This is a genomic window from Pseudomonas persica (assembly GCF_900291015.1).
Classification (GTDB): domain Bacteria; phylum Pseudomonadota; class Gammaproteobacteria; order Pseudomonadales; family Pseudomonadaceae; genus Aquipseudomonas.
The window spans coordinates 164714-183982 of sequence record NZ_OLKL01000020.1 but is presented as its reverse complement, the minus strand read 5'-3'; the positions used below and the strand labels follow the sequence as shown (position 1 = coordinate 183982).

At 64.7% G+C, this 19269-nt stretch carries 20 protein-coding genes; 4 read left to right on the top strand and 16 right to left on the bottom strand.

Annotated features, from left to right (window positions below; translation table 11 throughout):
* Positions 1 to 56: 56 nt before the first annotated feature.
* The 4 genes from FQ664_RS11130 to FQ664_RS11115 all read right to left on the bottom strand — a co-directional run bounded on the left by FQ664_RS11130 (position 57) and on the right by FQ664_RS11115 (position 3815).
* A complete protein-coding gene (locus FQ664_RS11130) occupies positions 57 to 1208 on the bottom strand; it encodes a PQQ-dependent sugar dehydrogenase (RefSeq protein WP_144171961.1) in 1152 nt (383 codons plus the stop codon).
* Between the two features lie 22 nt (positions 1209 to 1230).
* Positions 1231 to 1548: a hypothetical protein gene (locus tag FQ664_RS11125; protein ID WP_144171960.1), complete on the bottom strand. Its 318-nt coding sequence runs from the start codon at positions 1546 to 1548 to the stop codon at positions 1231 to 1233.
* A gap of 184 nt (positions 1549 to 1732) precedes the next feature.
* The gene (gene speB / locus FQ664_RS11120) at positions 1733 to 2710 is read right to left on the bottom strand and encodes an agmatinase (RefSeq protein ID WP_144171959.1); all 978 of its coding nucleotides are present in this window, start codon (positions 2708 to 2710) and stop codon (positions 1733 to 1735) included.
* 25 nt (positions 2711 to 2735) lie between these two features.
* Positions 2736 to 3815: an extracellular solute-binding protein gene (locus tag FQ664_RS11115; protein WP_144171958.1), complete on the bottom strand. Its 1080-nt coding sequence runs from the start codon at positions 3813 to 3815 to the stop codon at positions 2736 to 2738.
* Positions 3816 to 3917: 102 nt separating this feature from the next.
* On the opposite strand from FQ664_RS11115, the gene FQ664_RS11110 reads away from it, so the two are divergent.
* On the top strand, positions 3918 to 4808 hold the full coding sequence (locus FQ664_RS11110; RefSeq protein ID WP_144171957.1) for a LysR family transcriptional regulator: 891 nt from the start codon (positions 3918 to 3920) through the stop codon (positions 4806 to 4808).
* A 79-nt stretch (positions 4809 to 4887) separates the two neighbouring features.
* Here the strand turns inward: FQ664_RS11110 and FQ664_RS11105 are convergent, their stop codons facing one another.
* Entirely contained in the window at positions 4888 to 7314 is a 2427-nt protein-coding gene (locus FQ664_RS11105) for a TonB-dependent receptor (RefSeq protein ID WP_144172000.1), read from the bottom strand.
* A 226-nt stretch (positions 7315 to 7540) separates the two neighbouring features.
* Positions 7541 to 8662 (bottom strand): sigma-70 family RNA polymerase sigma factor, encoded by a 1122-nt coding sequence (locus FQ664_RS11100; protein WP_144171956.1) that lies wholly within the window; start codon positions 8660 to 8662, stop codon positions 7541 to 7543.
* A 135-nt stretch (positions 8663 to 8797) separates the two neighbouring features.
* On the opposite strand from FQ664_RS11100, the gene FQ664_RS11095 reads away from it, so the two are divergent.
* Complete coding sequence (locus FQ664_RS11095) at positions 8798 to 9280, top strand: LEA/WHy family protein (protein ID WP_144171955.1); 483 nt, start codon at positions 8798 to 8800, stop codon at positions 9278 to 9280.
* A gap of 18 nt (positions 9281 to 9298) precedes the next feature.
* On the opposite strand, the gene FQ664_RS11090 is transcribed toward FQ664_RS11095, so the two are convergent.
* Positions 9299 to 9562 carry a hypothetical protein gene (locus FQ664_RS11090; RefSeq protein WP_144171954.1) on the bottom strand — a complete coding sequence of 88 codons (264 nt, stop codon included), beginning with the start codon at positions 9560 to 9562 and terminating at the stop codon, positions 9299 to 9301.
* 129 nt (positions 9563 to 9691) lie between these two features.
* Between FQ664_RS11090 and FQ664_RS11085 the strand changes: the two genes are divergently transcribed.
* Entirely contained in the window at positions 9692 to 10012 is a 321-nt protein-coding gene (locus tag FQ664_RS11085; RefSeq protein WP_144171953.1) for an ElaB/YgaM/YqjD family protein, read from the top strand.
* Positions 10013 to 10034: 22 nt separating this feature from the next.
* Here the strand turns inward: FQ664_RS11085 and FQ664_RS11080 are convergent, their stop codons facing one another.
* Positions 10035 to 10652 carry a MiaE family protein gene (locus tag FQ664_RS11080; protein ID WP_144171952.1) on the bottom strand — a complete coding sequence of 206 codons (618 nt, stop codon included), beginning with the start codon at positions 10650 to 10652 and terminating at the stop codon, positions 10035 to 10037.
* Positions 10653 to 10806: 154 nt separating this feature from the next.
* Here FQ664_RS11080 and FQ664_RS11075 point away from each other — a divergent pair, with 154 nt between their 5' ends.
* Positions 10807 to 11670 carry a universal stress protein gene (locus FQ664_RS11075; protein ID WP_144171951.1) on the top strand — a complete coding sequence of 288 codons (864 nt, stop codon included), beginning with the start codon at positions 10807 to 10809 and terminating at the stop codon, positions 11668 to 11670.
* A 133-nt stretch (positions 11671 to 11803) separates the two neighbouring features.
* Here FQ664_RS11075 and FQ664_RS11070 read toward each other — a convergent pair whose 3' ends face one another.
* From FQ664_RS11070 to FQ664_RS11035, 8 genes are all read right to left on the bottom strand, one after another.
* Positions 11804 to 12007, bottom strand: a complete 204-nt coding sequence (locus tag FQ664_RS11070; protein ID WP_144171950.1) for a formate dehydrogenase subunit delta — start codon at positions 12005 to 12007, stop codon at positions 11804 to 11806.
* Positions 12004 to 14886, bottom strand: coding sequence for a formate dehydrogenase subunit alpha (gene fdhF, locus FQ664_RS11065; protein ID WP_144171949.1), 2883 nt, complete (start codon positions 14884 to 14886; stop codon positions 12004 to 12006). The genes FQ664_RS11070 and fdhF overlap by 4 nt, the downstream gene beginning before the upstream one ends.
* A complete protein-coding gene (locus FQ664_RS11060) occupies positions 14883 to 16442 on the bottom strand; it encodes a formate dehydrogenase beta subunit (protein WP_144171948.1) in 1560 nt (519 codons plus the stop codon). Before FQ664_RS11060 ends, fdhF begins: the two co-directional genes overlap by 4 nt.
* Positions 16436 to 16918, bottom strand: a complete 483-nt coding sequence (locus FQ664_RS11055) for a formate dehydrogenase subunit gamma (protein ID WP_144171947.1) — start codon at positions 16916 to 16918, stop codon at positions 16436 to 16438. The genes FQ664_RS11060 and FQ664_RS11055 overlap by 7 nt, the downstream gene beginning before the upstream one ends.
* A gap of 468 nt (positions 16919 to 17386) precedes the next feature.
* On the bottom strand, positions 17387 to 17962 hold the full coding sequence (locus FQ664_RS11045) for a hypothetical protein (RefSeq protein WP_144171945.1): 576 nt from the start codon (positions 17960 to 17962) through the stop codon (positions 17387 to 17389).
* Between the two features lie 122 nt (positions 17963 to 18084).
* Positions 18085 to 18186, bottom strand: a complete 102-nt coding sequence (locus tag FQ664_RS27775) for a DUF3077 domain-containing protein (RefSeq protein WP_256675919.1) — start codon at positions 18184 to 18186, stop codon at positions 18085 to 18087.
* A gap of 35 nt (positions 18187 to 18221) precedes the next feature.
* Entirely contained in the window at positions 18222 to 18545 is a 324-nt protein-coding gene (locus FQ664_RS27770) for a hypothetical protein (RefSeq protein WP_256675918.1), read from the bottom strand.
* A 402-nt stretch (positions 18546 to 18947) separates the two neighbouring features.
* Positions 18948 to 19196, bottom strand: coding sequence for a hypothetical protein (locus FQ664_RS11035; protein WP_144171944.1), 249 nt, complete (start codon positions 19194 to 19196; stop codon positions 18948 to 18950).
* Between the last annotated feature and the right edge of the window lie 73 nt (positions 19197 to 19269).

The window sequence follows — 19269 nt, the reverse complement described above, 5'->3', positions numbered from 1 at the left end:
GGCCGCTGCGCGGCCCTTTCGCGACACAAGGCCGCTCCCACAAGTCCTGTATTGCGTCAGGTGCCATCTCCCAATCCGACTTTCAGCAGTGCGCCGTCCTTGTCGTCGGTCAGCACATACAAGTACCCGTCCGGCCCCACCCGTACATCGCGGATACGCGCCTTCAGCTCACCCAGCAAACGCTCTTCATGCACCACCTTGTCGCCATCCAGCTGCAGGCGGATCAGCTCCTGGGTGGTCAGCGCGCCAATGAACAGGTTATGGTCCCAGGCCTTGAAGGTGGGGCTGTCGTAAAACGCCATGCCGCTGATACCCGGCGACTTCTCCCATACATGGTGCGGGTCGACCATGCCCTGCACATGCTTGCCCTTGGCCTCGGGGATGGGCAGAAGCGAGTAGTTGATGCCGTGGGTAGCAATCGGCCATCCATAGTTCTTGCCGGGCTCGGGAATGTTGATCTCGTCGCCGCCGCGCGGGCCGTGCTCGTGGGTCCACAGTTTGCCGGTCCAGGGGTTGAGCGCGGCACCTTGCTGGTTGCGATGGCCGAACGACCAGATTTCCGGCCGCACGTTGTCCTTGCCGACGAAGGGGTTGTCCTTGGGCACCTCGCCGTCCGGCAAAATCCGCACGATCTTGCCTTGCAGCTTGTCCAGGTCCTGAGCAGTCGGGCGCTGGTTGTTCTCGCCAAGGGCTATGAACAGGTAGCCGTCGCGGTCGAACACCAGGCGCGAGCCGAAGTGGTTGCCGTCCGACAGCTTGGGCTGCTGGCGAAAGATCACGCTGAAGTTTTCCAGCCGGGCGCGGTCCTGGGACAGCTGGCCACGGCCGACCGCCGTGCCGGCCTTGCCATCACTGCCCTCCTCGGCGTAGGACAGGTAGACCGTGCGGTCCTTGGCGAATTCTGGCGACAGCACCACATCCAGCAGGCCGCCCTGGCCCTCGGCCCAGACCTTGGGCACGCCGCTGATCGGCGGGCCGACCTTGCCTTCGGCGTTAACCACCCGCAGGTTACCGGCACGTTCGGTGACCAGCATGTCCTTGCCGCCCGGCAGGAACGCCAGGGCCCAAGGGTTGCGCAGGCCGTCGGCCACAGTGCTGACAGTCACGGTGCCTTCTTCACTGCGAAACTGCTGTTCGGCCGCCGCCTGCGCCAGCAAGGGCAGCAGTGCGGCGGCGGTCAGGGTGACAAGCCAGGGTGCTCGAAGCATGCAGGATTCCTTTCGTCAGGGGTCACGGCGCACGCGGGTTGCCGCGCGGTGGCCGGGTGGGTTCCAGGTTCGGGGTTTGCTGCTGGCGGCGCAGGTTGTCGCCGTTGCCGATGCCGCGGTTGTCCAGCGTGGGCGGGCGCTGGTACGGGTCAGTGGACGGGCCGCGCACCGGCGGCGTGGCCGGGATGCTGCCCTGGCGGCTGTTGGGGTTGGCGCGCTGGATCGGGCTGTTGTAGGGGTTGTTGTTGCCGGCGGCGAGCTGCAAGGGCGCCTCGGAGGCCGCTTGCGCGGGCAGGCACAGCACCAGGCCGAGGGTCAGCATGGGCAATGTCGGGGTCATGCTTCACCTCCTGAACGAAAATGCCGCGCCTGGTGGGTTTGATAGCCTAAGGCGCGAGGGGTTCGCGGCAAAAGTGTGAATGCGGGTGGAGATGATTCCTGATGTTTCAGTATGGGCCTTGGGGGCTGCTGGGCAGCCCTTTCGCGACACAAGGCCGCTCCCACAAGATCCTGCGGACGCCGAATTACTGGTCCTTGTCCACCTTGTGCCGCGCCGCATACAGGCACAGCATCTCCATCGCCAGGGTCGCCCCCGCCAGCGCGGTGATGTCGGCATGGTCATAGGCTGGCGCCACCTCCACCAGGTCCATGCCCACCAGGTTGATGCCGCGCAGCCCGCCGAGGATCTCCAGCGCCTGCACCGTGCTCAGCCCGCCGCACACCGGTGTACCGGTGCCGGGCGCATAGGCCGGATCGAGGCAGTCGATATCGAAAGTCAGGTACACCGGCCGCTCGCCCACCCGCTGGCGAATCGCCGCGATCACCGCCTCGGTGCCCTGCCGGTGCACCTGGCGGGCGTCGAGGATGGCAAAGCCCTGGCTGTCGTCATTGGTGGTGCGCAGGCCGATTTGCACCGAGCTGGCCGGGTCCACCAGGCCTTCGCGGGCGGCATGCCAGAACATGGTGCCGTGATCGATGCGCTTGCACACTGACCCACAGTCTTCGTCCGGCCAGGTGTCGCTGTGCGCATCGAAGTGGATCAGCGCCAGCGGGCCATGGCGGCGGGCATGGGCCTTGAGCAGCGGGTAGCTGATGAAGTGGTCGCCGCCCAGGGTGAGCATGGCGCAGCCCGCTTCCAGAATATGCGTGGCATGGGCCTCGATGCTGTCCGGTACCGACTGTGGGGTACCGCTGTCGAAGGCACAATCGCCATAGTCGATCACCGCCAGATGGTCGAACGGGTCGAACGCCCACGGCCAGTGCCGGGCCCAGGCCTGCTGCACCGAGGCGGCGCGGATCGCCCGTGGGCCGAAGCGTGCACCGGGGCGGTTACTGGTGGCAGTATCGAACGGCACACCGCTGACCACCACATCGACACCACGCAGGTCACGGCTGTAGCGGCGGCGGGAGAAACTGGCAATGCCGGCATAAGTACTTTCCGCGGCGGTGCCATACAGGCTGTCGCGGGTCATCGCCTGGTCGTTGTTTGCGGCTTGCTCCACGGTCGGACTCCTTTATCGTTATGGGTTACTGGCGGCTGCGGAACGCGGCCCACAGGCGGTTGCGCTGGCGCAGGTCGGCCAGCGCCATGCTGCGGTCGGCATACAGGCGCTGGCGCACCGCGGCCGGTGGGTAGATATCCGGGTCGTTGCGCACCGCTTCGTCCACCAGCGGCGTGGCCGCCTGGTTGGCATTGGCGAAGAACAGCGTGTTGGTCAGCGCGGCCACCGACTCGGGCTTGAGCATGAAGGCGATGAACGCCCGCGCGGCCTCGGGGTGCGGGGCGTCCTTGGGGATGACCAGGTTGTCCTGCCACACCAGCGTGCCTTCGCGGGGGATGCGGTAGATCAGCTCGAACGGTTTGCCGGCGCGGCGCGCCTGGTCGGCGGCCATCGCCGCATCACCGTTGTAGGTCAGTGCCAGGCACACGCTACCGTTGGCCAGGTCGCTGATCTGCCGGCCATTGGCGACGTAGCTGATAGATGGCTGCAGCTGGCTCAGCAGGTTCTGCGCGGCGGCCAGGTCGTCCTTGTTCTGGCTGTAAGGGTCCTTGCCCAGGTAGTTCAGGGCCACGCCGATCACCTCCTGCGGCGAGTCGGGCATGGCGATGCCGCAGTCCTTCAGCCGGCTGGCGTACTCGGGCTTGAATAGCAGGTCGAGGCTGTCCAGCGGCACATCCCCCAGGCGCTGGCGCACTGCCTCCACATTCACCCCCAGGCCCAGGGTGCCCCAGGTGTAGGGCACCGCATGGCGGTTGCCGGGGTCGGCCTCGGCGAGCTTGGCCAGCAGGTCCTTGTCGAGGTTGGCATAGCCGGGCATGGCCTGGGGGTCGAGCGGCTGCAGGGCGTTGGCCTTGAGCGCCCGGGCCAGCACCGCCGATGACGGCACCACCACGTCATAGCCGCTACCACCGGTCAGCAGCTTGGTTTCCAGTACCTCGGTGGTGTCGAAGGTGTCGTAGCGCACCTTGTAGCCAGTTTCCTGCTCGAAGCGCTGGAGGGTTTGCGGGGCGACGTAGTCGGCCCAGCTGTAAAGGTTGACGACCTTTTCTTCAGCCTGCAGCGGCAAGGCCAGGACCAGGGACAGCAGGCACAACGATCGACGCATGACGAACACCTCGGCAAATGGGTGGATGCCGCGAGCATGCCAGCCGGGTTACATTGCAGGAATGGCAAGTTTGCAAAGCTGACATTGAGCAGGAGCAATGTAATGCTCGGACAAGTGCACGACCCTGACCTGCACCTGCTGCGGCTGTTCGTCACTGTAGTCGAGGCCGGTGGCTTCAGCGCCGCGCAAGGCGTGCTGGGCCTGAGCCAGCCCACCATCAGCCAGCGCATGGCGCAGCTGGAAGCGCGGCTGGGCTACCGCCTGTGCAGCCGGGGCAAGGGTGGTTTTCAGCTGACGGAAAAAGGTGCGTTATTGCTCGACGCAGCCCGTGGGTTGCTGCTGAACATCGAGCAGTTTCGCCAGCAAGCCAATGGCGTTGCCGGGCGACTGCTGGGGACCGTGCGCATAGGCATGGCGGAGAACCAGGACAAGGCGGTGAGCCTGAAGCTGGCGGCGGCCATTGCGGCGTTTCGCAGGCGCGAGGAGGCGGTGCAACTGGAGCTGATCAGTGCGCCGCCGGCAGAGCTGGAGCGGTTGTTGCTGGAGCAGCGGCTGGATTACGCCATCAGCTACTTTTCCGGCAACCAGGCAGCCTTCGATTACCAGCCGCTGTTCGAGGAGCGGCAACGGCTGTATTGCGGCAAGGGGCATGTGCTGTTCGGGGAGGCTGGCGTTGGGCGGGAGCGGTTGCTGGCGATGGATCAGGTACGCCATCCGTACCGGTTTCTCAAGGGCGGCGAGCCGTTCCAGAGCCAGCGCAGCATGGCGGTGGCGGAGCAGATCGAGAGTGTGCTGACATTGATTCTGTCGGGGCGGCATATTGGCTATCTGCCGTGCCATTGCGCGCAAACGTGGGAGGCTGAGGGGCTGCTATGGGCGCTGGACCCGGGGCTGGACTTTGTGGTGCCGTTTACCCTGGCCAGGCACCGGGCGCAGGCGGTTGGCGAGGCCCAGCAGGCGTTTGCGCAGGATTTGCTGGCAGCGTTTGCCTGAACTGGCCTCTTCGCGGGTAAGGCGCCGCCTCCTGTGGGAGCGGGTTTACCCGCGAAGAGGCCAGTCCAGGCAACGACAGTCAGTAAGCCATGCTCCAGCTCAGGGTGTAGGTGCGCCCACGCCCCTGGTAGTCATACAGGTACGCCGGCCCGTAGGTCGGCGAGTAGAACAGCGTCGCACGCTGCCCCCAGACCGTACTGTATTGCTTGTCCAGCAGGTTCTGGATGCCGGCGCTGAGGGTGCCGAAGCCGGTATCCTGGCTACCCAGCAGGTCGAAGGTGGTGTAGCCGTCGATCTCGTGGTCGGCATCGTCCTTCAGGCTGAAGGCATGGTTGGCCTGCAGCCGCGCACTGCGGCCATCGCCCTTCCAGCCGACGAACGCGGTCGCCTTGGACAACGAGGCATAGCGGGCATCACGCTTGATCCAGCCGCCATCGGCATCTTCTTCCTCGGAGCGGGTCAGGTGCACGCTGCCACCGGCTTCCCAGCCAGTCTGGAAGTGCCGGGTCAGCGCGCCTTCAAAACCGAAGTCACGGCTTTTCTGCGCTTCCACATCAATGGTCAGCGTCTGCGAATCGACGTTGATGATCTTGTCCGACCAGATGTAGTACAGCGCCGCCTGGGCATCCCACTCCAGGTCGGCATAGCGCCAGCCCAGCTCCACCTGGCGGCTCTTGATGCCCGCCAGCGGGTTGTCGGCCACGCTCAGGCCGGGCTTGCCGTAATACTTGGCCGGGTCGGGCAGGTCGAAGCCTTCGCCGTAGTTGCTCCATACCTGGTGGCCATTCTTGAAGTCGTAGATGGCACCGACGTTGAACAGGTTGACCTGGTAATCGTTGCTGCCGCCCGGCACACCTTTGAAGTCGCTGACGTCCACGTCCATCTGCTGGCGCCGGGCGCCGCCGGACAAGGTCAGGTTATCGGTGGCATGCCAGTCCAGCTGGGTGTACACCGACACGCCATCGACCCGGTAGCTGGGGTAGCGTGCGGCCTTGCTGTCCTTTTCCAGCTCCAGGCCACCCGACTCGGACGACGTCCGGGCGTTGAACGTGGTCTGCTCGGCGTTGAAGCGCTCGCGGTCCAGGTCGACGCCGTAGGTCAGCTTCAGCGTGTCCCACTGCTTGGCGAACAAGGCCTTGAGGCTGGTGACCTCGAAGTTCTGCTGCGAGGCGGCGAAGTACACGCCGCGCGAGCCGGTGGGCGTGGCGCGATTGTAGTAGGGGAACGGGTAGAAGTTGTTGTCTTCCTTGCGGTACGAGGCCTGCAGGTAGAAGTCCTGGCCCAACACATCGGTGTGGTGGTAGTTGGCATTCAGCAGCAGGCGCCGGGTGCGTGGCTCCAGGTCCGACGAGTAGCCACCGCGCAGTTCGGCATCTTCCAGGTCGGATGGGGCGTTGTAGTTCAGGTTGGGGAAGTAGATGCCGGTACTGCCGTGGTTGCCCGAATCATAGTACTGGGCCAGCAGGTCGAGGCTCTGCTGGTCGTTCAGCTGCATCCCCAAGGTGCCGAGTACGTCGATGGTGCGGTTGTACTGCAGGTCGGTCTGGGTGTTGTCGATGAAGATCTGGTCGCCGGCGCCGTCGTAGAAGGCTTCGTTCTGCTCGCCGGAAACCCCCAGCCGGGCGTTGAACCGCTCGTTGCCGCCACTGATCGACTGGGCGAAGCGGGTGGCCAGGTCGTCGCTGTTGTTGAAGCCGCTGCTGGCACCGAGCTGGGTCTCGAAACGCACCGGGCCAGGTTCGCCCTTCTTGGTCACGATGTTGATGATGCCGCCGGTGGCGCCGCCGCCGTAGATGGCGCTGGCGCCGGACAGCACTTCGACACGCTCGACGTTGAACGGCGAAATGCTGTCGAACTGGCGCGACAGGCCGCGCGAGCTGTTCTGGCTGACCCCGTCGATCATCACCAGCACGTTGCGCCCACGCATGTTCTGGCCGTAGTTGGTGCGCCCTTCCGGCGCCAGGTCGAGGCCTGGCACCAGCTTGCCGATGGCTTCCTTGAGGCTGACGCCGCTGTCGATCTGCTCGCGCAGTTGCTGCTGGTCGACCACCCACACGGTGCCGGGGATTTCGCTGATCGCGGTGCGGGTGCGCGAGGCCACGCTGACTTCGATCGGTTTGAGGTTGACCGCCTGCGGCGCGGCCTCGGCCTTGCGCAGGGTCACCGTGCGGGCATCGCTGAAGTGCCAGCTCATGCCGCTGCCGGCCAGCAACTGCTGCAGGGCCTGCTCAATGTTGTAGCTGCCCTGCAAGGCCGGGCTGGGCTGGCCGGCGACATCGCTGGTGGTGTACAGCAGGTGCAGGCCTGCCTGGTCGGCGAACGTGGTCAGGGCCTGGTCCAAAGGCTGGGCCGGCAGGTCGAGCTGGACCTGGCGAGCGTGAGTCTGGGCCTGTTCGGTGGCGGTCGAGGCCGACGCCTGCAGCGGGCCAAACAGCAGGGCCAGGGCACTGCAGGACATCAGAGCATGGTGAAGAGGAACGCGGCGGCGAAGCAAGGGCTTGAGCATCAGAGGCACGAATGAGCTTCCTGACAAGTCGTAAATGAGAATGAGTTGCTGATCAGTCCCACTACGACGATCTGGCTGCCAGGAACTTGCAGTGCAAGATGAAAAATTTTTCCTGTGCCGGCCTCTTCGCGGCTAAAGCCGCTCCCACAGGAATCTCCACAGCCTTCCAGACCTGTGCAGTACCTGTGGGAGCGGCTTTAGCCGCGAAGAGGCCGGCACAGGCGAGTCAATGCACCACGGCCAACCACGGCAGGTAGGTCACCTTCAGCCCATAGCGCTGCTCGAGGGTCCGCAACAGGGCCTCCGGCTCATCGAGGTCAAACACCCCGCTCACCTCCATCGCCGCGAGCTTGCTGTCCGACAGCACGATGCGCCCATGCCGGTAACGCTCAAGCTCCGCCAGCACCTGCCCCAGCGGCTTGCCGTTGAAGATCAGCTTGCCGCGCTGCCAGGCCATCTGCGTGCCGGCATCGGCCGCTATTGCCAGTGCATGCTCGCCAACCTTGGCTTCGCCATGTGCCAACACCACGCGGCCATCGCGACGCACGCTGAAGGTGGCCGCGCTCCCCTGCACCCGCTCACCGTCCGTCTCGACCACAAACGGCCGTGAATCATCCGTGGTCTCGAACAAGGCCTCACCAGACTCCAGCACCACCCGCCGCTCACGGTCGCTGAACACCACGCTCAGGGCACTGGCGCTGTTCAACGTCACCCGCGTGCCATCGGCCAGGGTCACCACTTGCCGCTCACCCATCCCGGTGCGGTAATCCGCCAACAGCACCGGCGCCTGCTGCCAACCAGCCACACCAGCGGTCAACACCAGTGCAGCAGCCACACCCGCCTGTTTGAGCCAGTTGCGGCAATGGCGCAGGGCCTGGCCAATGTATTTCGCCACCATGCTTTCGGAAACACCCAACCGTCGTGCGATCTGTGCCTGGGTCAGGCCTTCGACACGGTTGAGCAACAGCGCCTGGCGGGCATTGTCGGACAGCTGCAGCAGCGCCTGGTCAAGGATCTGCAGGCGCTCCCGGGCCAGCAACGCCGCCTCGGGTGCCGGCGCCGGGCAGGCCACTTCACCTGCCAGCGCACTGTCGTCGTGGCTGGCGGCAATGCGCTGCTCGCGGCGCAAGGCATCGATCGCCAGGTTGCCGGCCACGCGGAAGATGAAACTGCGCGCGTGCAGCACCGGCACCGCCTGCTGGTCGATGTTCACCAGCTTCAGGTAGGTTTCCTGCGCGACGTCGGCAGCGCGCTGGCGGTCGCTCATGCGCCGGGTCAGGAACTGCAGCAGGTCGTCGTAGTGCTCCTGGAAACTCGCCAGCAGGCCCGACACGGGTGAGGTCAGCATGGGTTTGGGAATGGCCAGTAGGAAAGTTTATCGGGCGTTAATGAGAAACAGTATCTTTCATCTGACGGGAGACTTTCAACGCCGACGCGCATTTGCCACACTGCCCATTCGCCCACTCTGGCAAGGTCGCACTCCATGGCTACCCGTCTGCACCGCTACGCCCGCCTGTTCCTGGTCCTGCTGATGGCCTACGGCCTGGGGGCCTGTGCGCTGTTCCAAGGACGCGACCCGGTCAATATCAGCGTGATCGGTATCGAGCCGCTACCCGGGCAGGAGCTGGAACTGCGCATGGCGGTGAAGATGCGGGTGCAAAACCCCAACGAGGCGCCAATCGACTACAACGGCATCGCCCTGAACCTGGAAGTGAACGGCCAGCCGCTGGCGGCCGGGGTCAGCGACCAGCAGGGGCACATTGGCCGTTATGGCGAAGCGGTGATCGTGGTGCCAGTGAGCATCACGGCGTTTTCCTTCCTACGCCAGGCCTATGGGCTGGGCCAGGTGGGTTCGCTGCAGGGCCTGCCCTATGTACTGCGCGGCAAGCTGGCCGGCGGGCTGCTGGGGACCGTGCGCTTTACCGACGAGGGCAAGCTGGACCTGCCCAAAAGCGCCTACTGGTAAGCGCCTGGAGGGGTGTGATCAGCGGTTGGCGCTGGCCGCGGCCATCAGCTTGTTGACTTCGCTGCGCACCATGCTGGCGTATTCGGGCGGCGACATGCCATCCAGTTCGGTGCGCACCCACTCGGCCCATTTGCCTTTGCGCCGGGGTTTTTCGGCGATCAGCCGCGCCGCTTCGCCCTTGGCCTTGCCCAGGTTGTTCTGCCACAGCTCGAACAGCCGGGCCTTCTCTGCCTCGATCTGCGCCCGTTCCTCGAAGCTCATGTTGGCCAGATTGAAACTCATGAAGGTACCTGCAGGTTTGAAAATGGCCGCTATCTTACACCCAGGTACTGCAACAGCCCAAAGCCGCCGCAACTTTCCCGACGCGCCGGCATCCATTGTTCGAACCACAGCATCGACGAGGACGAGTTCATGGCCCGGAAAAACACCGCGCTGGCCGACAGCGATCAGATCAAGGACCAGGTATTCAGCGAACTGCAGGCGCTGATCGAAGAATCGGAAAAGCTGCTGAACGACAGCGCCGCCCTGGTGGGCGACGAGGCCGAAACCCTGCGCGCGCAGGTAAGCCTCAAGCTACGCCAGGCGCGCCATGCCGCCAACAAGGTGCGCAGCAAGGCGCAGCCGGTGGTGGAGGCTACCCAGGACTACATCGGCGGCCACCCGTGGCAGACCGTGGCCATTTCCGCGGGCCTCGGCCTGGTGGTCGGCCTGCTGCTGGGCCGCCGTCACTGACATCCGGGCCGCCTGGTGCGAATCAGGCGACCTGCGCCAGCGGGATACCGCTATGGAAGCGCAGCTCCTGGTCCGGTGACTGGATCAGCTCGACCTCCGCTGCGCGCACCAGTTCTACGCGGCGGGCGATGTCGGCCTCATCGCCGTAGTTGTGCGCCAGTTTCAGGTAACCCTGGTAGTGGCGCGCTTCGCTCTTCAGCAGGCCGTGGTAGAAGCGGCCCAGTTCCTCATCCAGGTGCGGTACCAACGCAGCAAAGCGCTCGCAGCTGCGCGCCTCGATAAACGCCCCCACCACCAGCGTATCCACCAGCTTGACCGGCTCGTGGGCACGCACCAGGCGCCGCAGCCCCGACGCATAACGCCCCGCCGACACCGGGCGCAGCGGCACGCCGCGGCGCTTCATCAGGCGTAGCACCTGCTCGTGGTGCACCAGCTCCTCGCGGGCCAGGCGCGACATCATGTTGATCAGGTCGAGGTGGGTGTTGTACTTGGCGATCAGGCTCAGGGCGGTGCTGGCAGCCTTGAACTCGCAATTCTTGTGGTCGATCAGCAGGGTTTCCTGGTCGGCGAGCGCCGCTTCGATCCAGGCGTCTGGGGTCGGGCAACCAAGAAAGGCGTCGATTTCGGGGATCAGCGACATAAGCGTACAACCACACAGAACAGGCAGGGCCGGCGATTATACCGGCGGCGGCGGGCGGCGCCAGTGACTATGCTTGATGTACATCAAGCGCCAGCGGGGGAAGCGCCGACTATAGTCAGGCATTGGTCGCCACCTTTGAAGGGAGTTAACGCCCATGCAAGCCGTCCGCAGCATCCTTGTCGTTCTCGACCCCGAACATGCCCACAGCCGGGCGCTGACCCGGGCCAAGCTGATCGCCGGCCTCACCGGCGCGCGCCTGCACCTGCTGATGTGCGACAAAAGGCATGACCACAGCGCGCTGCTGAGCCTGCTGAGTAGCCAGTTGCATGATGACGGGTACGACAATGTCACCCATGAAGAAGCCTGGCGCGACAACCTGCACGACACCATCATCTACGTGCAGCAGGCCGAAGGCTGCGAGCTGGTGATCAAGGAGCACCGCCCGGACAACCCGCTGAAAAAGGCCCTGCTCACCCCCGCCGACTGGAAGCTGCTGCGCCAGTGCCCGTGTGCCGTGCTGATGGTGAAGAGCGAGCGGCCGTGGACCGGCGGCAAGATCCTGGCCGCGGTGGATGTGGGCAACCAGGACGAGGACCACCGCCGCCTGCATGCCAGCATCATCGACCATGGTTTCGAGATTGCCAAACTGGCCAAGGGCGAACTGCATGTCATCAGCGCCCATCCGTCGCCGATGCTGTCGGCTTCGGACCCGGTGTACCAGTTGACCGAAACTATCGAGAAGCGTTACCGCGAGGCGTGCAAGGCATTCCAGGCCGAGTACGACATCGGCGAAGACCGCTTGCATGTGGCCGAAGGGCCGGCGGATGTGCTGATCCCGCATACCGAGAAGATGCTTGATGCCGTGGTGACAGTGATTGGCACGGTGTGCCGCACGGGGATTTCCGGGGCGTTGATTGGTAATACCTCGGAGGTGGTGCTGGATACGCTGGAGGGGGATGTGCTGGTGCTAAAGAGCGAGGAAGCAATTGCCCACCAGGCTGAGCTGGCCCGCGGCTGAGTTCAACCTGTCAGGGCCCTATCGCCGGCAAGCCAGCTCCCACATCGACCGCATTGACCTCAAGTCATGTGCAGTACTGTGGCAGCTGGCTTGCCGGCGATGGGCTGCGCAGCAGCCCCATGCAACACAAAAGCTAGGCCAATGCCTCGCGCACCTTCGGGTCCAGCCCCTCCCCTGCATTGGCCTCGATCCACTCCGCCAACTGCCGGCGCATCGCCGGCGTCCAGTAGCTTTGCAGATGCTGCCGTACCCCTTGCACCGCCAGCGCCCGGTCTGGCTCGCTGTCGAAGTAATGGGCAATCTGGTTGGCCATCTTGACCAGGTTCTCAGTGCTCATCGGCGCACCTCGGTTTTCTCGGCGATACGGCGCTCCTTCAGCAAGCGTCGCTGCTCGTCACTGAAGTCCTGGTAGCGCTTCTGCCACTGCGAAGGCTGGAACACCTTCACCACCTCCACCGCCGTCACCTTGTACTCAGGGCAGTTGGTGGCCCAGTCGGAGTTGTCGGTGGTAATCACGTTGGCCCCCGATTCGGGGAAGTGGAACGTGGTGTACACCACCCCCGGCGCCACCCGCGTACCGACCTTGGCACGCAGCACGGTCTGCCCGGCTCGGCTGCCGATGCCGACCCAGTCACCGTCCTGGATGCCACGGCTTTCGGCATCGGTCGGGTGAATTTCCAGGCGGTCGGCGTCATGCCAGGCGACGTTGCCGGTGCGCCGGGTCTGGGCACCGACGTTGTACTGGCTGAGGATACGCCCGGTGGTCAGCAGCAGCGGGTAGCGGTTGTTGACCTTCTCGTCAGTGGGCACGTAGCCGGTGAGCATGAAGCGCCCCTTGCCACGCACGAACTGGTCGATGTGCATGGTCGGCGTGCCATCCGGCGCGGCGTCGTTGCACGGCCACTGCAGGCTGCCGTGGCGGTCGATCTCGGCGTAGCTGACGCGGTGGAAGGTGGGCGTCAGGCGGGCGATCTCGTCCATGATCTCGGACGGGTGACGGTAGTTCATCGGGTAGCCCAAGGCATTGGCCAGGGCTACGGTCGCTTCCCAGTCGGCCTTGCCGGCCAGTGGCTCCATGACTTTGCGCACCCGCGAAATCCGCCGCTCGGCATTGGTGAAGGTGCCATCCTTCTCCAGGAACGAGCTGCCCGGCAGGAACACATGGGCGAACTTGGCCGTTTCATTGAGGAAGATGTCCTGCACCACCACGCACTCCATGGCCAGCAGGGCCGCGGTGACGTGCTGGGTGTTGGGGTCGCTCTGGGCAATGTCTTCGCCCTGGCAGTACAGGGCCTTGAAGTTGCCGTCCAGCGCCGCCTCGAACATGTTGGGGATGCGCAGGCCCGGGTCGGGCTGCAGGGTCACGCCCCAGGCACGCTCGAACTCGGCGCGCACCCCCTCGTTGGAAATGTGCCGGTAACCGGGCAGTTCGTGGGGGAACGAGCCCATGTCGCACGAGCCCTGCACGTTGTTCTGCCCGCGCAGCGGGTTCACCCCTACCCCTTCACGGCCGATGTTGCCGGTGGCCATGGCCAGGTTGGCGATGCCCATCACCGCGGTGCTGCCCTGGCTGTGCTCGGTAACGCCCAGGCCGTAGTAGATGGCCGCGTTGCCACCGGTGGCGTACAGGCGGGCAGCGGCGCGGATCTGCTCGGCGGGCACGCCACAAACAGGGCCGAGCACTTCAGGGGCATTTTCCGCCAGGCTGACGAAGTCGCGCCAACGGGCGAAGTCCTCGGTTTCACAGCGGGCATCGATGAAGCGCTGGGCCAGCAGGCCTTCAGTGACGATCACGTGAGCCAGGGCATTGAGCATGGCCACGTTGGTGCCCGGGCGCAGTTGCAGGTGCAGCTCGGCGCGGGCGTGCGGCGAATCGACCAGGTCGATGCGACGGGGGTCGATCACGATCAGCCGTGCACCCTGGCGCAGGCGGCGCTTGAGCTGCGAACCGAACACCGGGTGGGCATCGGTGGGGTTGGCACCGATCACCAGCACCACGTCCGCCTGCATCACCGAGTCGAAGCTTTGCGTACCGGCCGACTCACCCAGGGTCTGCTTCAGGCCATAGCCGGTGGGTGAATGGCATACCCGTGCGCAGGTATCGACGTTGTTGTTGCCGAACGCCGCACGCACCAGCTTCTGTACCAGGTAGGCTTCTTCGTTGGTGCAGCGGCTGGAGGTGATGCCGCCGATGGAATCGCGACCGTACTTGAGCTGGATGCGGCGGAACTCGCTGGCGGCGTAGGTCACCGCCTCATCCCAGCTGACTTCCTGCCACGGGTCTTCCAGGCGCTTGCGGATCATCGGTTTGGTGATGCGGTCCGGGTGGGTGGCGTAGCCCCAGGCGAAGCGGCCCTTGACGCAGGCGTGACCATGGTTGGCGCCGCCGTTCTTGTCCGGGACCATGCGCACCAGCTGGTCGCCCTTCATTTCGGCGCGGAACGAGCAGCCGACGCCGCAGTAGGCGCAAGTGGTGATGACCGCACGCTCAGGTTGGCCAAGCTGCACCAGGCTCTTTTCCGTCAGGGTCGCGGTCGGGCAGGCCTGCACGCAGGCGCCGCACGACACGCACTCGGAGGCGAGGAAGTTGTCACCACCCGCCGCCGCCACCCGCGATTCGAAGCCGCGCCCGGTGATGGTCAGGGCGAAGGTGCCCTGGATGTCCTCGCAGGCACGCACGCAGCGGCTGCAGACAATGCACTTGCTCGGCTCGTAGTCGAAATACGGGTTGGATACGTCCTTTTTCTCGGCCAGGTGGTTGGCGCCGTCGTAGCCGTAGCGTACCTCGCGCAGGCCCACCTTGCCGGCCACGGTCTGCAGCTCGCAATTGCCGTTGGCCGAGCAGGTCAGGCAGTCCAGCGGGTGGTCGGAGATGTACAGCTCCATCACGTTGCGGCGCAGGCCGGCCAGGCGCGGAGTTTCGGTGTGCACCACCATGCCTTCGCTGACCGGGGTGGTGCAGGAGGCCGGGTAGCCGCGCATGCCTTCGATTTCCACCATGCACATGCGGCAGGAGCCGAAGGCTTCGAGGCTGTCGGTGGCGCACAGTTTGGGGATGCTGGTGCCGAGCATGGCGGCGGCACGCATCACCGAGGTGCCGGCGGGCACCGTGATGGCACGGCCATCGATGTTCAGGCTGACCTGCACCTCGCTGTCACGGGCCGGGGTGCCGAGGTCGCTGCTCTTATCAGAAGCGGGGTCGAAGAAATTGATCACTGCGCGGCCTCCGTGTGGGTAAGCCCGAAATCGGCGGGGAAATACTTGAGGGCGCTGGCCACCGGATAAGCGGTCATGCCGCCCATGGCACACAGCGAGCCGTACTGCATGGTGTCGCACAGGTCGCGCAGCAACAGGGCCTGGTCATGCCGCTCGGTCACGTCGCTGGTGGCGATCAACCGGTCGACCACTTCCATACCCCGGGTCGAGCCGATGCGGCACGGGGTGCACTTGCCACAGGACTCTTCGGCACAGAACTGCAAGGCGAAGCGCGCCATGCTGGCCATGTTCAGGGTGTCGTCGGCCACTACCACACCACCATGGCCGAGCATCGCGCCGATGGCGGCGAAGGCTTCATAGTCCAGCGGCGTGTCGAAGTGACTGGGCGGTACCCAGGCACCAAGCGGGCCACCAACCTGGGCGGCCTTCAGCGCCCGGCCACTGGCCGTGCCGCCGCCATAACCTTCCACCAGCTCGCGCAGGGTCAGGCCAAAGGCGCGTTCCACCAGGCCGCCCTGGCGGATGTTGCCGGCCAGCTGGAACGGCATGGTGCCCAGCGAGCGGCCCATGCCGAAGTCGCGGTAATGCGCCGCGCCCTTGGCCATGATGATCGGTACCGAGGCCAGGGTGAGCACGTTGTGCACCAGCGTCGGCAGGCCGAACAGGCCCTGCAGCGCGGGCAGCGGTGGCTTGGCGCGGACGATGCCGCGCTTGCCTTCGATGGATTCGAGCAGTGCGGTTTCTTCGCCGCAGATATAGGCGCCGGCACCGACCCGCACTTCCAGGTCGAAGGCCTGGCCGCTGCCGGCCACGTCGCTGCCGAGGTAGCCGGCGTCACGGGCGATGGCGAAGGCCTGGTCGAGCACGCGGATGGCATCGGGGTATTCCGAACGCACATAGATGTAGCCCTTGTCGGCACCCACGGCGAGGCCGGCAATGATCATGCCCTCGATCAGCAGGAACGGGTCGCCTTCCATCAGCATGCGGTCGGCGAAGGTACCGGAGTCGCCCTCGTCGGCGTTGCACACCACGTACTTCTGCCCGGCCCCGGCGTCACGCACGGTGCGCCACTTGATGCCGGCCGGGAACGCCGCGCCACCACGGCCGCGCAGGCCGGAATCGAGCACGGCGGCGACCACCTCGGCACCGTCCAGGGCCACGGCTGCTTCAAGGCCGGCGAAACCGCCATGGGCGCGGTAGTCGTCCAGCGACAATGGGCGGGTGATGCCGGCACGGGCGAACAGCAGGCGTTGCTGGGTCTTGAGGTACGGGATGTCCTCGACCGGCCCCAGCGCCAGCGAGTGGCCACCGGCTTCACCGGCCAAGGCGTCGAGCAAGGACGGCACGTCTTCCGGGGTGACCGGGCCGAAACCCAGGCGCCCTTGCGCGCTGTCGCACTCCAGCAGCGGCTCCAGCCAGTAAAGCCCGCGGGAGCTGGTGCGCTGGATGTCCAGCGATAGCTGACGGCGCTCGGCCTCACGCTGCAAAGCATCGGCGACCTGGTCGGCGCCCACGGCACGGGCTACCGAATCGCAGGGGATATACAGCTTCAGCATGCTGCGTCCTCCTGGCAAGCATTGACCAGTGCGCGCAGACGCTCAGGGGTAAGGCGTGCATGCACCTGGCCGTCCAGTTCCAGCGCCGGCGAACAGGCGCAGGCCCCCAGGCAATAGACCGGACGCAGGCTGATGGCGCCGTCGGCGCTGGTGCCATGGTCGTCCAGCGCCAGCTGGTCGCGCAGTTGCGCGGCCAGGGCCTCGGCGCCACGGCTCTGGCACGACTCGGCGCGGCACAGGCGCAGGGTGTGGCGCGCCGGCGGCGTGGTGCGAAAATCGTGGTAGAAGCTGATCACCCCACGCACCTCGGCCAGGCTGAGGTTCAAGGCATGGGCAATTTCGGCGACAGCGGCATCGGGGATGTAGCCGATGTCGTGCTGGATGGCATGCAGGATCGGCAACAGGGCGCCGGGGGTATCCTTGTCACGGTCCAGAATGCGGTGGATCACAGGCAGGTGGAGCAATTCATCAGGCATACAGCGGACCTCGGCATCACGGACCCTGCCTGAATTGTCGTGAGGGCAGGTATCCGGCGTGTTCTGCTGCGGCGCGCCGGTCACGTCACGGTTGCGTGGTGCCAGCGGCCTCCTTGCCTACGGCCGCACGTCTGCGCGCGCTGGTCCGAAGGCATCCTGCAAGCATGGCACTTGTGGCGTCGGGGGGTTGCGTGCGAACGACCAGGCGCATCCTGAAACCGACGCGGGCTGTTTCTGGCCTTATGCAGTCTGCTGCGCTGTCGCTTAGAGAACTGAATTCGCAAGCGGTCCGCGTACCCTGTGGGAGCGGCTTTAGCCGCGAACAATCCAACGCGGTGCATGGCACCGGCTGCGCCGGTGTTCGCGGCTAAAGCCGCTCCCACAGGGCCCCTGCTAATTCAATGAGTTATGTGCAGTCCCATGAATGCATGGTATGCGCAAGGCTTCAAAGCTGCGCGGCTTTCTCGATCAGTGCTTGCCTTCCACCGCCTTGGCCGTCTCGATCAGCTTGTCGAACTTGCGGTTGCTCTGGACAAAGCGCTCATCACTCTCGGCCCGCGCCTTGATATTCTTCTCCGAGCTGGCCTTGTCGGCGATGGTTACCACCGTCCACTCGCGGTCCTTGGATACCCAGTACACCAGCTCACCGTCCGCGGAAAACGCCTCGAGCCGGCCACCGCTATTTGGCACAGGCTTGGCCTGCCTGGTCATCGGCAGCAGTTGCTGGACCCGCGCCTCGTCGGTGCTGGCCAGCCGTACCTCCACCTGGCGAAGCTGGTCGGCCTGGTTGAACGACGCCTTCACTTGCGTGATGGCAATACCACCCAGGTTGTAATTGCCCTTCGGGTTGCGCCCCTGAAAGAACTCGGTGGGCATCTGGTAGTGATAGCCGGTGAAATGCTCAACCTCGCCGAACTGCTGCTGCAGAATGGCCATGGCCTGGGGCTTGGGCATGCCCAGGGTGAACTGGCCGACTTCCAGCGCCGACCAGGCTTGCAGGGGAAAAAGCGCGCAGGCGAATACCAGCGGTAGGGTCCGTTTCATCGGTCGTCTTCCTTGAAAAGAGCCCAGCAACCTAACCCCTACATGACAATCAGACAATACTGGCAGGGTGCCAAGCCCACCCTGCCAACGCCGGGGGCCCAACATCGCCGCCCATGGTTAGGTCATCGGTGCTTGCGCATGCCCATATGCGCGTCATCCAGCAGCGCCTTGGCCATATCGCAGAGAAAGTGCGAAGCCCAGACCAGCACCGGTTCGTTATCCATCACCCCGATGAACGACGCTCGCCGAGAGCAGCCCATCAATACCGACGCTTGTTCGATGGATGGTCACAGCAGTTTCCCGCTTCTACGCGGGACAGTTTCTTGCCATCCAGCACACCGTCGAGGAACGTGGCTGAACCTACGGTCAGGCCCAGTGTGCCGGTGTCGTCATCCAATTCCTTGTCGATCTGAAACCCACTTTTGAATCTGCCGGCCAGTGCGTTTCCCGATAGGAACAACTGTCTTGCGCAAAATCCAACAGCTTGCGTGATCTCTGTGGGAGCGGGCGCGCCCGCGAACACGGGCGCAGCCCGTGCCATCTCCCACAACAGTTGATCCCCGGCATCGTGAGAGAAAACCACGCCCCATCCCTTGCAGAGAATGGGTGGCGGCTGCGTACGGGCCTGCAAGACCGGGGAAGATCGAGAAAAACCCGGCTGCCCCGAAGGTCACCCGTACGCAGCCACCATTAAGCACAACCATTGGCATAGACCAACGGCTCGATGATGAGCACGCTTTCGATACTTCCCCAAGCTTGCAGACCCGGTCGTTGAATTTGCAACGACAAGGCGAGACTAGGGGGCTCAGGTTTCCATCGCAATGGTGAAACGGCTTGAAAAGGATGATTCAGAAATGGACTACGAGGAAGGGGGAAAATCTGATCAATTCTTGTAGGAACCGAGTTTCGCGGCAGCGCATGAGCCTTGCCTGTTGCAGGCGAGAGCACAATGCTTAGCGGTACGCTGCGCTTCTTTGACTGCTCACTACAACGCCAGCCGCACCAGTCGCTGCGAAGTTTGAATCACCTCCTGATCCCGATTCTGCAGCACATCCGCCTGGATACGCGCGATCACAGCCTTCAGCAATTCAGTCTGATTCATCTCTGTTTGCCGTTGCAACGCAAGCATGTCCTCTGCCATGTAAATCGACCGCAGGACGGCGTGGAGCAATGCAACCAACGCTTTCATGGCCTTTTCCGCCTGCTCGATGTCGGCATTGGCGAGCTGGTGCAAGCATCATGGGCTTGTTCGTGGTGAATGGGCTGAACGTGGGCGCAGGTCTCACCTTGGTCGTCGCTGGCGTTTC

Excerpts from the sequence above, each read along its gene's own strand:
- FQ664_RS11130 (WP_144171961.1), bottom strand. The coding sequence starts at position 1,208 with ATGCTTCGAGCACCCTGGCTTGTCACCCTGACCGCCGCCGCACTGCTG.
- FQ664_RS11125 (WP_144171960.1), bottom strand. The coding sequence starts at position 1,548 with ATGACCCCGACATTGCCCATGCTGACCCTCGGCCTGGTGCTGTGCCTG.
- FQ664_RS11115 (WP_144171958.1), bottom strand. The coding sequence starts at position 3,815 with ATGCGTCGATCGTTGTGCCTGCTGTCCCTGGTCCTGGCCTTGCCGCTG.
- FQ664_RS11110 (WP_144171957.1), top strand. The coding sequence starts at position 3,918 with ATGCTCGGACAAGTGCACGACCCTGACCTGCACCTGCTGCGGCTGTTC.
- FQ664_RS11105 (WP_144172000.1), bottom strand. The coding sequence starts at position 7,314 with ATGCTCAAGCCCTTGCTTCGCCGCCGCGTTCCTCTTCACCATGCTCTG.
- FQ664_RS11100 (WP_144171956.1), bottom strand. The coding sequence starts at position 8,662 with ATGCTGACCTCACCCGTGTCGGGCCTGCTGGCGAGTTTCCAGGAGCAC.
- FQ664_RS11095 (WP_144171955.1), top strand. The coding sequence starts at position 8,798 with ATGGCTACCCGTCTGCACCGCTACGCCCGCCTGTTCCTGGTCCTGCTG.
- FQ664_RS11090 (WP_144171954.1), bottom strand. The coding sequence starts at position 9,562 with ATGAGTTTCAATCTGGCCAACATGAGCTTCGAGGAACGGGCGCAGATC.
- FQ664_RS11085 (WP_144171953.1), top strand. The coding sequence starts at position 9,692 with ATGGCCCGGAAAAACACCGCGCTGGCCGACAGCGATCAGATCAAGGAC.
- FQ664_RS11080 (WP_144171952.1), bottom strand. The coding sequence starts at position 10,652 with ATGTCGCTGATCCCCGAAATCGACGCCTTTCTTGGTTGCCCGACCCCA.
- FQ664_RS11075 (WP_144171951.1), top strand. The coding sequence starts at position 10,807 with ATGCAAGCCGTCCGCAGCATCCTTGTCGTTCTCGACCCCGAACATGCC.
- FQ664_RS11070 (WP_144171950.1), bottom strand. The coding sequence starts at position 12,007 with ATGAGCACTGAGAACCTGGTCAAGATGGCCAACCAGATTGCCCATTAC.
- FQ664_RS11060 (WP_144171948.1), bottom strand. The coding sequence starts at position 16,442 with ATGCTGAAGCTGTATATCCCCTGCGATTCGGTAGCCCGTGCCGTGGGC.
- FQ664_RS11055 (WP_144171947.1), bottom strand. The coding sequence starts at position 16,918 with ATGCCTGATGAATTGCTCCACCTGCCTGTGATCCACCGCATTCTGGAC.
- FQ664_RS11045 (WP_144171945.1), bottom strand. The coding sequence starts at position 17,962 with ATGAAACGGACCCTACCGCTGGTATTCGCCTGCGCGCTTTTTCCCCTG.
- FQ664_RS27775 (WP_256675919.1), bottom strand. The coding sequence starts at position 18,186 with ATGGATAACGAACCGGTGCTGGTCTGGGCTTCGCACTTTCTCTGCGAT.